The 14358-nt window shown below is 62.4% G+C and carries 12 protein-coding genes and 2 pseudogenes; 4 read left to right on the top strand and 10 right to left on the bottom strand.

Annotated features, from left to right (window positions below):
- Positions 1-13 precede the first annotated feature (13 nt).
- From purU to JNA92_RS15940, 6 genes are all read right to left on the bottom strand, one after another.
- Positions 14-871, bottom strand: a complete 858-nt coding sequence (gene purU / locus JNA92_RS15965; protein WP_241805625.1) for a formyltetrahydrofolate deformylase — start codon at positions 869-871, stop codon at positions 14-16.
- Positions 872-881: 10 nt separating this feature from the next.
- A complete protein-coding gene (locus JNA92_RS15960; RefSeq protein ID WP_241805621.1) occupies positions 882-1514 on the bottom strand; it encodes a sarcosine oxidase subunit gamma in 633 nt (210 codons plus the stop codon).
- Between the two features lie 261 nt (positions 1515-1775).
- Positions 1776-4793 carry a sarcosine oxidase subunit alpha gene (locus tag JNA92_RS15955; protein WP_241805620.1) on the bottom strand — a complete coding sequence of 1006 codons (3018 nt, stop codon included), beginning with the start codon at positions 4791-4793 and terminating at the stop codon, positions 1776-1778.
- A complete protein-coding gene (locus JNA92_RS15950; protein WP_241805619.1) occupies positions 4790-5125 on the bottom strand; it encodes a sarcosine oxidase subunit delta in 336 nt (111 codons plus the stop codon). The genes JNA92_RS15955 and JNA92_RS15950 overlap by 4 nt, the downstream gene beginning before the upstream one ends.
- A gap of 14 nt (positions 5126-5139) precedes the next feature.
- Entirely contained in the window at positions 5140-6390 is a 1251-nt protein-coding gene (locus JNA92_RS15945) for a sarcosine oxidase subunit beta family protein (protein WP_241805618.1), read from the bottom strand.
- 15 nt (positions 6391-6405) lie between these two features.
- The gene (locus JNA92_RS15940) at positions 6406-7659 is read right to left on the bottom strand and encodes a serine hydroxymethyltransferase (RefSeq protein WP_241805617.1); all 1254 of its coding nucleotides are present in this window, start codon (positions 7657-7659) and stop codon (positions 6406-6408) included.
- A 363-nt stretch (positions 7660-8022) separates the two neighbouring features.
- On the opposite strand from JNA92_RS15940, the gene JNA92_RS15935 reads away from it, so the two are divergent.
- Both JNA92_RS15935 and JNA92_RS15930 read left to right on the top strand, forming a co-directional pair.
- Positions 8023-9063, top strand: coding sequence for a low specificity L-threonine aldolase (locus tag JNA92_RS15935; RefSeq protein WP_241805616.1), 1041 nt, complete (start codon positions 8023-8025; stop codon positions 9061-9063).
- Between the two features lie 170 nt (positions 9064-9233).
- Positions 9234-9716 carry a hypothetical protein gene (locus JNA92_RS15930; protein ID WP_241805615.1) on the top strand — a complete coding sequence of 161 codons (483 nt, stop codon included), beginning with the start codon at positions 9234-9236 and terminating at the stop codon, positions 9714-9716.
- 103 nt (positions 9717-9819) lie between these two features.
- On the opposite strand, the gene JNA92_RS26105 is transcribed toward JNA92_RS15930, so the two are convergent.
- The 4 genes and pseudogenes from JNA92_RS26105 to JNA92_RS15915 form a co-directional block, all read right to left on the bottom strand.
- Positions 9820-10548, bottom strand: coding sequence for a methyl-accepting chemotaxis protein (locus tag JNA92_RS26105; protein ID WP_431312466.1), 729 nt, complete (start codon positions 10546-10548; stop codon positions 9820-9822).
- Positions 10549-10683: 135 nt separating this feature from the next.
- Positions 10684-11712, bottom strand: a pseudogene (locus JNA92_RS26100) (HAMP domain-containing protein); the annotation flags it as partial.
- Between the two features lie 182 nt (positions 11713-11894).
- A complete protein-coding gene (locus JNA92_RS15920; RefSeq protein ID WP_012316646.1) occupies positions 11895-12197 on the bottom strand; it encodes a cell division protein ZapA in 303 nt (100 codons plus the stop codon).
- The gene (locus JNA92_RS15915) at positions 12194-12424 is read right to left on the bottom strand and encodes a hypothetical protein (RefSeq protein WP_012316647.1); all 231 of its coding nucleotides are present in this window, start codon (positions 12422-12424) and stop codon (positions 12194-12196) included. The genes JNA92_RS15920 and JNA92_RS15915 overlap by 4 nt, the downstream gene beginning before the upstream one ends.
- Positions 12425-12701: 277 nt before the next feature.
- Between JNA92_RS15915 and JNA92_RS26095 the strand changes: the two are divergent.
- A pseudogene (locus JNA92_RS26095) lies at positions 12702-13472 on the top strand (MCP four helix bundle domain-containing protein); the annotation flags it as partial.
- Complete coding sequence (locus JNA92_RS26090; RefSeq protein ID WP_431312465.1) at positions 13455-14327, top strand: methyl-accepting chemotaxis protein; 873 nt, start codon at positions 13455-13457, stop codon at positions 14325-14327. The pseudogene JNA92_RS26095 and the gene JNA92_RS26090, both read left to right, overlap by 18 nt.
- Positions 14328-14358: the final 31 nt, after the last annotated feature.

The following is a 14358-nucleotide window of genomic DNA, read 5'->3' as shown; positions in this document are numbered from 1 at the left end:
GCCCGAAAGGCCTCTACAAAACGACAGTCCGATTGGCGTTGAGGAATACCCGCCGCTCGATGTGATACCCGACCGCCCGCGCCAGCGTCAGGCATTCGATGTCACGCCCCTTGGCAATCAGGTCCTCGGGGTAGTGGCTATGGTCCACCACCTCGACCCCCTGGGCGATGATCGGCCCTTCATCCAGGTCGTTGTTGATGTAATGCGCCGTGGCACCCACCATCTTCACACCCTTGTTGTACGCCTGGTGATAAGGCTTGGCGCCCTTGAACCCCGGCAACAGCGAATGGTGGATATTGATCGCCCAACCATCCAGGCGCCGGCACAGTTCAGGCGACAGCACCTGCATGTAACGGGCAAGGATAACCAGCTCGGCCCCGTTCTCTTCGATCACCTGCAATACCTTGCGCTCTTGCCCGGCCTTGTCGCTGGGGTCCAGTGCGAAGTGGTAATAGGGAATCTTGTGCCAGTGTGCCAGTGGCTCGAGGTCGGGGTGGTTGGACACCACCGCGACCACGTCCATGCCCAGTTGGCCGATGCGCTGGCGGTAAAGCAGATCGTTCAGGCAATGGTCGGCCTTGGACACCATGATGACCACCTTGGGGCGGTGATTCGGTGCGGTCAGTTCAAACACCATGCCAAACGCATCACCCCGCTCGGCAAGGCCGGCACGGAAACCGACCTCGTCAAAACCGTCCGGCTGGCGGAACTCGACGCGAATGAAGAAGCGCCCCGACTGCCGGTCATCGAACGAATGGTGCTCCGTCACGTAGCAGCGCTGCTCGAAGAGGTACCGCGTCACCACGTCGACGGTGCCGAGCATGCTCGGGCAGTCGGCGGTGAGAATCCAGGTATCCGGTGCCCGACTCATGTTGCTCTCCTTAGGCTTCGATGCTCAGGCCGTACTCGGCAGAAGCGTCCTGCAGCCACAGCCACCAGTAATCGGCAAAGCTGCGGCGAATCACCAGTTCCCAGGTGTCCTCGGCCGTGCGGCGGATCACCAGTTGCGACTTGGCGAACACGGTACCCACCGCTTTGCCCACCGGGAAGTTGTTGGGGTGAACATCATAGCTGGTGGACTTCATCAGCACTTCGCGCACGTGCGGGCCGCGCAGCTCCAGCAGGCTTTGCCCGCCGCTGACGTTGACCACCTGGATGTGCTGGCCCTCGAGGGCTGTGCGCAGCTTTTGCTCGACGGCGAACTCCTGGCCACCGGGGACGATCAGCAGCCACTCATCGGGGCCGAGCCACTGCAGCGACATTTCACCGTTGGCGACTACGGTCAGGGCCACTGGCAGCTCCAGGCCCAGGGCCTTGTGCACGCCGGCGGCGAATTCCGGGTCGTGGCCGTTACCGCGCAGGGTCAGGTGGCCGAGGAATTTCTTTTCACGCAGGGTCACGCCTGCGTTCTTGCGGCCTTTGCCAACCAGGCTGGCCAGGTCGGCGTGGTGCAGCGGCGACTGCGCCTTGGCGTCGGCGCCGGGGTTTTGCTGGAAGACGTTGATAGCGCTCATTTCTTACCTGCCTTGAATTCTTGGTCGTCGATACGAAGCAGCTTGCAGGGCGTATTTGCCGGCCTCATCGCCGGCAAGCCGGCTCCCACAGGGACCGCACCTACCTTCAGAACTGCATCGATCCTGTGAAAGACATCAGCTTGGCCTCTTTGCTGGCAAGCCAGCGCTCACGGGTACAGCATCAGCCTTCAGAACTGCATCGCACCTGTGGGAGCCGGCTTGCCGGCGTTTGGGCCAGCCGGCTCGACACAGGGCCTGGAGTCAAACGTTCTGCCGCTCACCCTTCGGATCGAAGAACACCGAAGACACGATTTCTGCCTCGATCACGCTGCCATCGGCTTGCGGCGAATAGACGCGCTCGCCCATGCGTTTCAAGCCGCCTTTGACCACACCCATGGCAAACGAATACCCCAGGGAGTTGGCCGCGTAGCTGGAGGTGACGTGGCCGACCATGTCCATCGGGATCGGCTGCTTCGGATCGAACACCAACTGGGCGCCTTCGGGCAGCCACTTGGTCGGGTCCACAGGCTTGAGGCCCACCAGCTGCTTGCGGTTTTCCCGCACGCAGTCCTCGCGGTTCATGCCACGCAGGCCGATCCACGAGAACGGCTTGTTACGGCCCACGCACCAGCTCATGTTGAGGTCGTCCGGGGTCATCGAACCATCGGTGTCCTGGCCAACGATGATGAAGCCCTTCTCGGCACGCAGTACGTGCATGGTTTCGGTGCCGTACGGGGTCAGGTTGTACTTCTTGCCGGCCTCGATGACTTTTTCCAGTACGCCCATGGCGTAGTTGGCCTGCACGTTGACTTCGTACGACAGCTCACCGGTGAACGAAATCCGGAACACACGGGCCGGCACGCCGCCGACAGTGCCTTCCTTCCAGGTCATGAACGGGAAGGCGTCCTTGTCCAGGTCGATGTCGTCGGTCAGCTCGCTGAGCAGCTTGCGGCTGTTGGGGCCAGACAGGGTCAGCGTGGCCCAGTGGTCGGTGACCGAGGTGAAATACACCTTCATCTCTGGCCATTCGGTCTGGTGGTACAGCTCCAGCCACTGCAGCACGCGAGCGGCACCGCCGGTCGTGGTGGTCATGTAGAAGTGGTTGTCGCCGACACAGGCGGTCACGCCGTCGTCGAAGACCATCCCGTCTTCTTTGCACATCAGGCCATAACGGGCCTTGCCCACGTCGAGCTTGGTCCAGGCGTTGCTGTAGATGCGGTTGAGGAACTCGCGGGCATCCGGGCCCTGGATATCGATCTTGCCCAGGGTCGAGGCGTCCAGCAGGCCCACGCTGTCGCGCACGGCCTTGCACTCACGGGCCACGGCGGTGTGGATGTCTTCACCCGCCTTGGGGAAGTACCAAGGGCGCTTCCATTGGCCGACGTCTTCGAACTCGGCGCCGTTCTTCACGTGCCAGGCATGCAGGGCAGTGAAGCGCACGGGTTCGAACAAGTGGCCACAGTGACGGCCCGCTACCGCACCGAAAGTCACCGGTGTGTAGTTGGGGCGGAACATGGTGGTGCCCATTTCCGGAATGGTGATACCGATCGAACGGGCGGCGATGGCCAGGCCGTTGATGTTGCCCAGTTTGCCCTGGTCGGTACCGAAGCCCAGCGCGGTATAGCGCTTGACGTGCTCGACCGATTCGAAGCCTTCGCGGGTGGCCAGTTCGATACCGGCGGCGGTCACATCGTTCTGCTGGTCGACGAACTGCTTCGGCCCCTTGCTGCCTTTGTCGTGCGGCACCTGGAACAGCGCCACGGTGGCCTCTTCCTTGCGCGCAACGGTCTTTGGCAGCGTGCCGGTGGTTGCCTTGAAGCCGGCTTCAGTGGCTGCGCGCACGCCCCCTTCGAAACCATCGGCAATCACATCGCCCAGTGCATACACACCGTGGATGCCACCCACACACACACGCTTCTGCGGCGCATCACCGGGCACGAAGCCAAGGATGTCGTCACGCCATACCGGGCGACCGCCCAGGTGCGAGGCCAGGTGGACGATAGGGCTGTAGCCGCCGGAGGTCGCGATCAGGTCGCAGTCGAGGGTTTCGCCTGGGCTGGTGACCTTGTGTGCCTGCACATCGATGGCCGCCACGCGGGCGCCGGTGACGTGCTTGCTGCCTTTGGCCTCGATCACAGCACTGGACGTGAGGATGCGGATGCCTTTGGCACGGGCTTCCTCGACCAGCGAACCACGTGGGTTGTGGCGGGCGTCGGCGATGGCGACGACTTGCAGGCCGGCGTCATGCCAATCCAGCGCAGCGCGGTAGGCATGATCGTTGTTGGTCGACAGCACCAACTTGCGGCCCGGTGCCACGCCATAACGGCGCACGTAGGTCGAGACAGCGCCTGCCAGCATGTTGCCCGGCACGTCGTTGTTGCCGTACACCAGCGGGCGCTCGTGGGCGCCGGCGGCCAGTACGACGCGCTTGGCACGCACACGGTGCACGCGGTGGCGAACCTGGCCGATCGGGGCGCGGTCACCCAGGTGGTCGGTGAGGCGCTCATGAATGGTCAGGAAGTTGTGGTCGTGGTAGCCGTTGACCGTGGCGCGTGGCAGCAGGGTCACTTCCGGCAGGCTTTGCAGCTCTTTGACCACGGCGTTTACCCAGTCAGCGGCCGGTTTGCCGTCGAGGGTCTCGCGGCTGTCGAGCAGGCTGCCGCCGAACTCTTCCTGTTCGTCTGCCAGGATCACCCGGGCACCGCTGCGCGCCGCCGCCAGGGCAGCGGCCAGGCCTGCAGGGCCGGCGCCGACGATCAGCACGTCGCAGTGCTGGTTCATGTAGTCGTAGCTGTCCGGGTCGTTCTGCAGCGGCGCACGGCCAAGGCCTGCTGCCTTACGGATGTACTTCTCGTACGTCATCCAGAACGATTTCGGGTACATGAAGGTTTTGTAGTAGAAGCCAGGCGGCATCATGCTGCCGCCCACCTTGCCGAGGATGCCCATGACGTCGTTGTTGACGTTCGGCCAGCCGTTGGTGCTGGTGGCGACAAGGCCTGCGTACAGCGCCTGTTGGGTAGCGCGCACGTTAGGGATCTGCGTGGCTTCGCTGGAACCGATCTGCAGGATGGCGTTCGGCTCTTCGGTACCGGCGGCGATGATGCCGCGTGGGCGCGAGTACTTGAAGCTGCGGCCAACGATGTCGACGCCATTGGCCAGCAGCGCGGCGGCCAGGCTGTCGCCGGCATAACCCTGGTAGGTCTTGCCGTTGAAGGTGAAGTTCAGGACCTTGCTGCGGTCGATACGGCCGCCGCTGGCGAGGCGATAGGTCTGGCTCATACTTTTTCCCCTTGGCCTTTGACGGTCGACGGTGCGTTGCTTTGCTTGCCGCCTGCGGTCACCTGTGGCTTCTCGCCGATCTTGTAGGTTTCCAGAATTTCGTAGGTCACGGTGTCGCGGGTGACGTTGAAGTACTGACGGCAGCCGGCAACGTGGTCCCACAGTTCATGGTGAATACCGCGCGGGTTGTCGCGGAAGAACATGTAGGTGCCCCACTCTTCGTCGGAGCAGGCGTTAGGGTCCAGCGGGCGGGCGATGTGCGCCTGGCCAGAGGCGTGGAACTCTTCTTCGGAGCGCAGCTCGCCGCAGTGGGGACAGAAAATATGCAACATGACGGTGTCTCCGGTTAGTGGGCGACGGCGGCGGCGCCGTGTTCGTCGATCAGTGCGCCGTTGTAGAAACGGTCCATGGAGAACGGCGCAGCCAGCGGGTGCATCTCGCCTTTGGCCAGGCTGGCGGCGAAGACGTTGCCCGAGCCCGGGGTCGCCTTGAAGCCGCCGGTGCCCCAGCCGCAGTTGAAGAACATGTTCTTGACCGGGGTCTTGGAGATGATCGGGCAGGCGTCCGGCGAGGTGTCGACGATGCCGCCCCACTGGCGGTTCATGCGCACGCGCGAGAGGTTCGGGAACATCTCGACGATGGCCTGCAGGGTGTGCTCGATGACCGGGTACGAACCGCGCTGGCCGTAGCCGACCCAGCCGTCGATACCGGCGCCGATCACCAGGTCGCCCTTGTCGGACTGGCTGATGTAGCCGTGCACGGCGTTGGACATGATCACGCTGTCGATGATCGGCTTGATCGGCTCGGACACCAGTGCTTGCAGGGGGTGCGATTCCAGCGGCAGGCGGAAGCCGGCCAGTTTGGCCATGTGCCCGGAGTTACCGGCGGTGACCACGCCCACGCGCTTGGCGCCGATGAAACCTTTGTTGGTTTCCACACCGATCACTGCACCGTTTTCCTTGCGGAAACCGATCACTTCGGTCTGCTGGATCAGGTCCACGCCCAGGGCGTCGGCGGCACGGGCGTAGCCCCAGGCCACCGCGTCGTGACGGGCGACGCCGCCACGGCGCTGAACGGTAGCGCCGAGGATCGGGTAACGGGTGTTCTTCGAGCAGTCCAGGTATGGGATTTCGGCCGCGACCTGGGCGGTGTTCAGCAGTTCGCCATCGACGCCGTTGAGGCGGTTGGCGCTGACGCGGCGCTCGGAGTCACGAATGTCCTGCAGGGTATGGCACAGGTTGTAGACGCCGCGCTGGGAGAACATCACGTTGTAGTTGATGTCCTGGGACAGGCCCTCCCACAGCTTCATGGCGTGCTCGTACAGCTGCGCCGACTCGTCCCACAGGTAGTTGGAACGCACGATGGTGGTGTTACGGGCGGTGTTGCCGCCGCCCAGGTAACCTTTCTCAACCACCGCGACATTGGTGATGCCATGTTCCTTGGCCAGGTAGTAGGCCGTGGCCAGGCCATGGCCGCCACCGCCAACGATGACCACGTCGTAGACCTTTTTAGGGGTCGGCGTGCGCCACATGCGCTGCCAGTTCTCGTGGTGGCTGAGGGAGTGTTTGAAGAGGCCGAAGCCCGAGTAGCGTTGCATGGTCGTTTACTCCACTCAGCGGTAAACAGGGAAGTCTGCGCACAGGGCCGCGACGTTCTTCGCCACATCGGCTTCGACGTCAGCGTCACCGAGGTTGTCGAGGATGTCGCAGATCCAGCCGGCCAGGGCCACACACTGGGCGACCTTGAAGCCGCGGGTGGTGACAGCCGGGGTGCCGATGCGCAGGCCGGAAGTGACGAACGGCGATTGCGGGTCGTTCGGCACGGCGTTCTTGTTGACGGTGATGTGCGCGCGGCCCAGGGCAGCGTCGGCATCTTTGCCGGTCAGGCCCTGGCGGATGAGGCTGACCAGGAACAGGTGGTTGTCGGTACCGCCGGAGACCACGTCGTAGCCGCGGTCGATGAATACCTGGGCCATGGCCTGGGCGTTCTCGATGACCTGCTTCTGGTAGCTCTTGAACTCAGCCTCCTGAGCTTCCTTGAAGCACACAGCCTTGGCGGCGATGACGTGCATCAGCGGGCCGCCCTGGGCGCCAGGGAACACAGCGGCGTTGAGCTTTTTCTCGATCTCTTCGTTCGACTTGGCCAGGATCAGGCCACCACGTGGGCCGCGCAGGGTCTTGTGGGTGGTGGTGGTCACCACGTCGGCGAACGGGATCGGGTTAGGGTACAGGCCAGCGGCAACCAGGCCGGCAACGTGGGCCATGTCGACGAACAGCAATGCACCGACCTTGTCGGCGATGGCGCGAAAACGTGGGAAATCGAGGGTCTTGGAGTATGCCGAGAAGCCGGCAACGATCATCTTCGGCTTGTGCTCGACGGCCAGGCGCTCGACCTCGTCGTAATCGATCAGGCCGGTGTTGGTATCGATGCCGTACTGCACGGCGTTGTACAGCTTGCCCGAAGACGACACTTTGGCGCCGTGGGTCAGGTGGCCGCCGTGGGCCAGGCTCATGCCAAGGATGGTGTCACCGGCCTGCAGCAGGGCCAGGTAAACCGCGCTGTTGGCCGAAGAGCCGGAGTGCGGCTGAACGTTGGCGTAGTCGGCGCCGAACAGCTGCTTGGCGCGCTCAATGGCCAGCGCCTCGACCTTGTCGACGTGCTCGCAGCCACCGTAGTAGCGCTTGCCTGGGTAGCCTTCGGCGTACTTGTTGGTCAGGCCGCTGCCTTGGGCCTGCATGACGCGCTTGCTGGTGTAGTTCTCCGAGGCGATCAGTTCGATGTGATCTTCCTGGCGCTGTTCTTCGGCATTCATCGCCGCCAGCAGTGCGTCGTCGTAACCCTGGATCTGGTCTTGCTTGCTGAACATCATGGTTCTCCCGGCAGCGATCGTTTCTTGTCTGTAAGGCACTGTGGCCCTTTGTGGCGATGGTATGACTGGCCGGGGAGGGTCAGATGCCTGCGCACGCCTTGCAATGGCGCGTTTACGACATTCGCTTTTTTGTTGCTCGCACCGGCCCTATCGCCGGCTTGCCGGCGATCGGCTGCGCAGCAGCCCTGATCAGACTGACTGCCCCACTGCTGCCAAGGCCACTGGAGCCCCGCCAGGGACCGCTTACCGGCGATTCGACCGGCATGAGAACCCCACACCAGCAACCGTGCAGAGCTTGTATAGGCAACCGCTGAATCGATGGTTTAGAGTGCTGTTCTGCTTCGTTCACAGGACCGTGTCATGACAGACAAAAGCCAACAATTCGCCAGCGACAATTATTCCGGTATCTGCCCCGAAGCCTGGGCAGCGATGGAAAAGGCCAACATCGGCCACGACCGCGCCTACGGCGACGACCAGTGGACCGAGCGCGCCGCCCAGTACTTCCGCGAGCTGTTCGAAACCGACTGCGAAGTGTTTTTCGCCTTCAACGGCACCGCCGCCAATTCGCTGGCCCTGGCCTCTTTGTGCCAGAGCTACCACAGCGTGATCTGCTCCGAGACCGCCCACGTAGAAACCGATGAATGTGGCGCGCCGGAGTTTTTCTCCAACGGCTCCAAGCTGCTCACCGCGCCCAGCGTCAACGGCAAGCTGACGCCGCAATCGATCCGTGAAGTGGCGCTCAAGCGCCAAGACATCCACTACCCCAAGCCCCGTGTGGTGACCCTCACCCAGGCTACCGAAGTCGGTACCGTGTACCGCCCCGATGAGCTCAAGGCGATCAGCGCCACCTGCAAAGAGCTGGGCCTGAACCTGCACATGGACGGCGCGCGGTTCACCAATGCCTGCGCATTTCTTGGCTGCAGCCCGGCCGAGCTGACCTGGAAGGCCGGCGTGGATGTGCTGTGCTTTGGCGGCACCAAGAACGGTATGGCGGTCGGTGAGGCGATCCTGTTCTTCAACCGCGACCTGGCCGAGGACTTCGACTACCGCTGCAAGCAGGCCGGGCAACTGGCCTCGAAAATGCGCTTTTTGTCGGCACCCTGGGTGGGGCTGCTGGAAAACGGCGCCTGGCTGCGCCATGGCAACCACGCCAACCATTGCGCACAGTTGCTGGCGTCGTTGGTGAGTGACCTGCCGGGGGTAGAGCTGATGTTCCCGGTAGAGGCCAACGGGGTGTTCCTGCAGATGCCGGAGCCCGCGCTGGAAGCGTTGCGCGCCAGAGGTTGGCGCTTCTACACCTTCATTGGTAGCGGCGGGGCGCGGTTCATGTGTTCATGGGATACCGAAGAGGAACGGGTGCGCTCACTGGCAGCGGATATCCGTAGCGTCATCGGCGCCTGACGTCATCGCCCGGCGGGCCTTACGGCCCGCCAAACCGCCTGTTCGACAACGCTTACAACAGCCTTGCACTGAACGTCACCTGACAGTTCTGCCAGTTTGCAGCCCGTCACAGAGGTTTTATGTTCTTCGGGGCCACAACCCTCAGTGGCTGAGTTTTCCGAGGACGTATCATGGCCACTAGAATATTGATCAACGATAACGAATTGCCAGGTATTGAAGCCGAGAACCTCAAGTACTTCCGCGCTCTCAAGCCTGGGCACTACTTTAGCCACCATGGAACCTCAGGCACCGTGGTCAAGATCTCGCAGGAACGGCTCAACGGCGATGAGAGCGTGGCAATCACGCTGGATAAATCCCAAAAGGCAAAAGTTTCAATCAGTGAAAGAACCCGGAATGCGCTCAAGGCAACCATTGAGCAACGCACTGCAAACAGCACTGAAACCATCGTGTATCTCATCACACCGCATGATGAAAGCTATGAAATTGAAGGCATTTCCGATAAATACATGCTCGTCAATTTATTGCAGGACGATAAGTTAGAAATCATCAGCGACGGCGACGAACTCAAGTATTCGGTCAAAGAACAGCAGTTCGAGTATAAAGTGCTGGACAACATGTCTTGGTGGATCACTGAAACCAAAGACTCAGCATGAGCATCTTTTGGGTTAGCCGCCCACCGTACCAACGCCGCTTCCATTGGCGCCGGCACTCCGGGAGCGGCATGGGTCACGATGGACCGTAACCTGGCCTGCGTGTTTAAAGCTTGAACCCACTCATCTGCCGGGCCAGGTCATCGGCCAGCCCGCGCAACGCCTGGCATTCCTGCCGACACCCCTGCACTTCCGCCGCGGTCTGCCTGGCCAGGTCAGAAATCCCCTGCACCGTCCGGTTGATCTCCTCGGTCACCGCCGACTGCTCTTCCGTCGCCGTGGCCACCTGGTGGTTCATGTCGCTGATGTGCTCGACCTGGTCGGTAATCGCCCCCAACGAGGCCCCGGTTCGCTGGCTCGACGCCACGCCACTCCCCGTCGCCTGCTGCCCCGCCTGCATCGACGTCACCGCCGAACCTGCGCCGTGCTTGAGGCGCTGGATCATCTGCTGAACTTCATCGGTGGACACCTGGGTACGCCGCGCCAGCGTCCGCACCTCATCGGCCACCACGGCAAAGCCGCGCCCCATCTCCCCTGCCCGCGCCGCCTCGATGGCAGCATTGAGCGCCAAAAGGTTGGTCTGCTCGGAGATGCTGCGGATCACCGCCAATACTTCATCGATGGAGGCGACTTCGTCGGCCAGTTGCGCCACCGCATCCGCCGCCTTGCCGATATCACCCGACATGCCCTCGATACCTTGGATCGACCGGCGTACCACCTCACGCGCCTGCAAGGCTTCCTCACGCGCTGACTGCGAAGCTTGCGCAGCATCGCCGGCGTTGCGGGCAATGTCCTGCACGGTAAGCCCCATTTCGTGCACGGCGGTGGCGACCATTTCGGTCATTTCCTGCTGCCGCCCGGAACGTTCGGCCGTGTTGTCCACCACCTGCGTCACCTGCTCGACTGCACGATGCAAGCGCTCGGTGGTGCGCAGCACTTCGCCGATCAGGCCGCGCTGGCTGTCGAGAAATCGGTTGAATCCGCGGGCCAGTTCGCCCAGTTCGTCCTGACGCGAATCGTCCAGACGATGGCTGAGGTCGCCGCCGCCACTGCCTATCTGCACCAACGCGGCAGTCACTCGGCGCACAGGCTGTACCAAGCCACGCGCCAGCACCACCACCAGCAACAGCGAAAGCAGCGCCACACCACCGCCGATCAACGTGGTAAGCCAGAGGGCCTGACGCATCTGTGCATAGATCTCTGACTCCGGCACCTCGGCAACCAAGGTCCAGTTCAGGTCGCGCAGGGGTAAGCCCAAGGCCAGAAAGTCTTCACCGTCACGCTGGAATCGGCTGGTGCGCAAACCCGGCTCACCGCTGATCACCGCCTTGGCCGCCTGTTCATCGAGCTGTTGCGCAAGCTGTCGCTTGCCGCTGAGGGCAGCGTCCGGATGCACCTGGATCAAGCCATCGTTGCGTACCAGAAACACCTTGCCGTGCTCGCCAAAGCTGAAGTCATGGATCAGTTGTGACAACTCGGTCATGCGCAGGCCCATGCCGGCCACACCGACCAACTTGCCGTCCTTTTCCACACGGTAATCGATGAACAGCGCCAGCTCGCCCGTGGAACCGTCGATATCGATATTGATCAGGCGCTCGGCGCCGCTGTCGATGTAGCCGTAAAACCACGTGTCTTTGGGGTTGTCGCGGCTGAGGGTGCGGTCCAAGCCATTTTCGTTGTAGTAGTGGCCGGTTTCGGTCGAGGCGAAAAGCGTGGTGAAGGCCTGGTTGCGCTGCTTGGCGGCCTGTAGGTATTCGATAAAGCGTGGCATTTCGCCGGCGTCTTCACCGGCGGCCAGCCAGTCACGCAGCAGCGTGTTGCCGGCGATGTCGGCTGCGGCAACCAGCGGCTTGCCGAGCATTCGCTCGATGTCGTTGCGAATGGCTTCGATGCTGGCCGGGAGGGCTGTGTCGACCAGATAGCGATCGGTGAGGCGGTTGAGCGCCACGGTGAAAATGATCACGACCACCAGGATGCTCGCCAGCAGTGCCGCGCCCATGCTCGCGATCAATTGCCACTGGATACTTCGACGCCAGATACCCATGCCCCTTCCTCCCCAGGAATAATTGTTTGGGGGAAAGTGTATACACTCAGGTATCCATTAATACCAGCGACCTGCGACAAGGTTGCAGAGACTGCGGGGGCAGGCAAACCCGTCCCCGCAGTACTGACAGCGTGCTTTTACTGTTCGGCGATGGTCCGAACGATCGCGTCCACCGTGGCGTCGATCTGTGCCTGTGTACGCTCCAGTGTCTGCTGATGTTCCTTCTGCAGTTCAACCTGCTTGGAACACAGATTCAGGGCGGCCAGCACCAGCAGCTTGTCGCCGATCAGGGTCGGGTACGAACGTTTGGTTTCGGCAAGGGCGGTGTTGAGCATGCGTACCGCCTGCGCCAGGGTTTCTTCCTGGCCTTCGGGCGCCTTGATCGAATAGTCGTTGCCGAGGATCGACACGACATTGACCGGCTGCGCTTGCAGTCTCATGCGCCGACGACACCTGCGCTGGCGCGTTCAACCAGCGCCTGGATGCGCGCAGCGGTGGCACCGTGCTTTTCTTCCTGCTCCATCAACGACAGTTGCAGGGTTTCGTTCTCTTCCTTGGCTTGGGCCAGTTCCTGGCCAAGCGTGGTGTTCTGCTCGGTGAGTTGAGCGTTTTTCTGCATCAGGTCGCTGACCAGTTGCTCGAGTTGATTCAGGGAGGCTTCCAGCATGGGGTCTATCTCGGGTTGTTGCAAAGGGCGCACACGATAAAGAAAAGTGTGAGCACTCGCCATTAAATATCGGAATCTCAAGGTTTCTAACCCGCAGATTGACAGGGTATCGGGCGCCTTGTTCCGACCTGGGTCAACCGCCGGTCAGGTAAATGGATAGCAGGCTCACAATTTTTGCCGTTCACACTCAAGACTGGCCAGTCACGACCGATAGCCAGGCAAGTCATATTTCGTCGCAGGGAACGCGTCCACTCCTTTTGCCTGGATTCGTCCCGCCATGTCCCTACGCAACATGAATATCGCCCCCCGCGCCTTGCTCGGGTTCGCCTTGATCGGCTTGCTCATGCTCGGCCTTGGTATCTTCTCGCTCATGCAGATGGGCAACATCCGCCAGGCGGGCCTTGCCATCGAAAACATCAGCGTGCCCAGTATCAAGACCCTGGACGAGCTGACCTCGCTCAACCTGCGCCTGCGCACCCTCGCCTACCGATTGCTGCTCAACCGCGAACCGGAAGTACAGCGCGACACCCTCAACCTGTTGGACCAGCGCAACGCCGAGATCGACCGCGCTCGCCAGGCCTACCTGCCACTGATCAGCGCGGCAGACGAACAGGCCGCCTTCGACCAGTACACCGAACTGCTCAACCAGTACCGTCAGCTGGAGTCGCGCATGCGCAGCCTGAGCCAGGCCAACCGCACTGATGAACTGCGTGACCTGCTCAACCGCGACCTGCTGGCCAACTCCGAGCAAATCAACAAGGTCATGAACACCCTGGTGCGGATCAACACCGACCAGACCCGCGAGACCAACGAAACCGCCGCCAACCAGTACTCAGCGGCCTTCGTCCTGGTAATCGGCCTGCTGGTTGCCGCATCCGTGCTGACCTTCCTCTGCGCGTTGCTGCTGACCCGCAGCATCGTCAAACCCATCGACGCAGCCCTCCAGGCCGCCGAGCAGATTGCCGACGGTGACCTGACCCATACCATCCGCGCCGAAGGCACCGATGAGGCCGCGCGCCTGCTGCGCGCGATGGGGCGCATGCAGGAAAAATTGCGCGACACCCTGCAGCTGATCGCGGGCTCCGCTACCCAGCTGGCGTCGGCCGCCGAAGAGCTGAACGCCGTTACCGACGAGAGCGCGCGCGGCCTGCAACAGCAGAACAATGAGATCGAGCAGGCCGCCACGGCGGTGACCGAAATGACCAGCGCCGTCGAGGAAGTGGCGCGTAACGCTGTGAGCACCTCAGAAGCCTCCAGCGAAGCCAGCCGCTCGACCGGCGACGGGCGTGACCTGGTGCTGGAAACCGTAGGCGCGATCGAGCGGATGAGCGGTGATGTGCAGGCCACCGCCAAACTGATCACTCACTTGGCCGAACAATCGCGCGACATCGGCAAGGTACTGGATGTGATCCGCGGCCTGGCCGACCAGACCAACCTGCTGGCGCTCAATGCGGCCATCGAAGCGGCGCGTGCCGGCGAAGCGGGCCGTGGGTTTGCGGTGGTGGCGGATGAAGTGCGTGCGCTGGCACACCGTACCCAGCAGTCGACCAGCGAAATCGAACGGATGATCGGCAGCATCCAAGGCGGCACCGAACAGGCGGTCGAATCGATGCGCACCAGCACCGAACGCGCCGAGTCGACGCTGAACATCGCCAAGGGCGCCGGTATGGCGCTGGACACCATTGCCGGGGCTGTGGCGCAGATCAATGAACGCAACCTGGTAATCGCCAGCGCGGCGGAAGAACAAGCCCAGGTGGCGCGAGAGGTTGACCGCAACCTGGTGAACATCAATGACTTGTCGGTGCAGAGCGCGACCGGCGCACATCAGACCAGCGCGGCGAGCGCAGAGCTGTCGCGCCTGGCTGTGGATTTGAATGGGCTGGTGGCGCGCTTTCGCACCTGACAGCACCGGGGCCGCTTTGCGGCCCCAGCAA

This window comes from Pseudomonas putida, assembly GCF_022627325.1.
Classification (GTDB): Bacteria; Pseudomonadota; Gammaproteobacteria; order Pseudomonadales; family Pseudomonadaceae; genus Aquipseudomonas; species Aquipseudomonas putida_X.
Note: the sequence above shows the minus strand (reverse complement) of the source record. Positions and strands in the feature narration are given on the sequence as shown.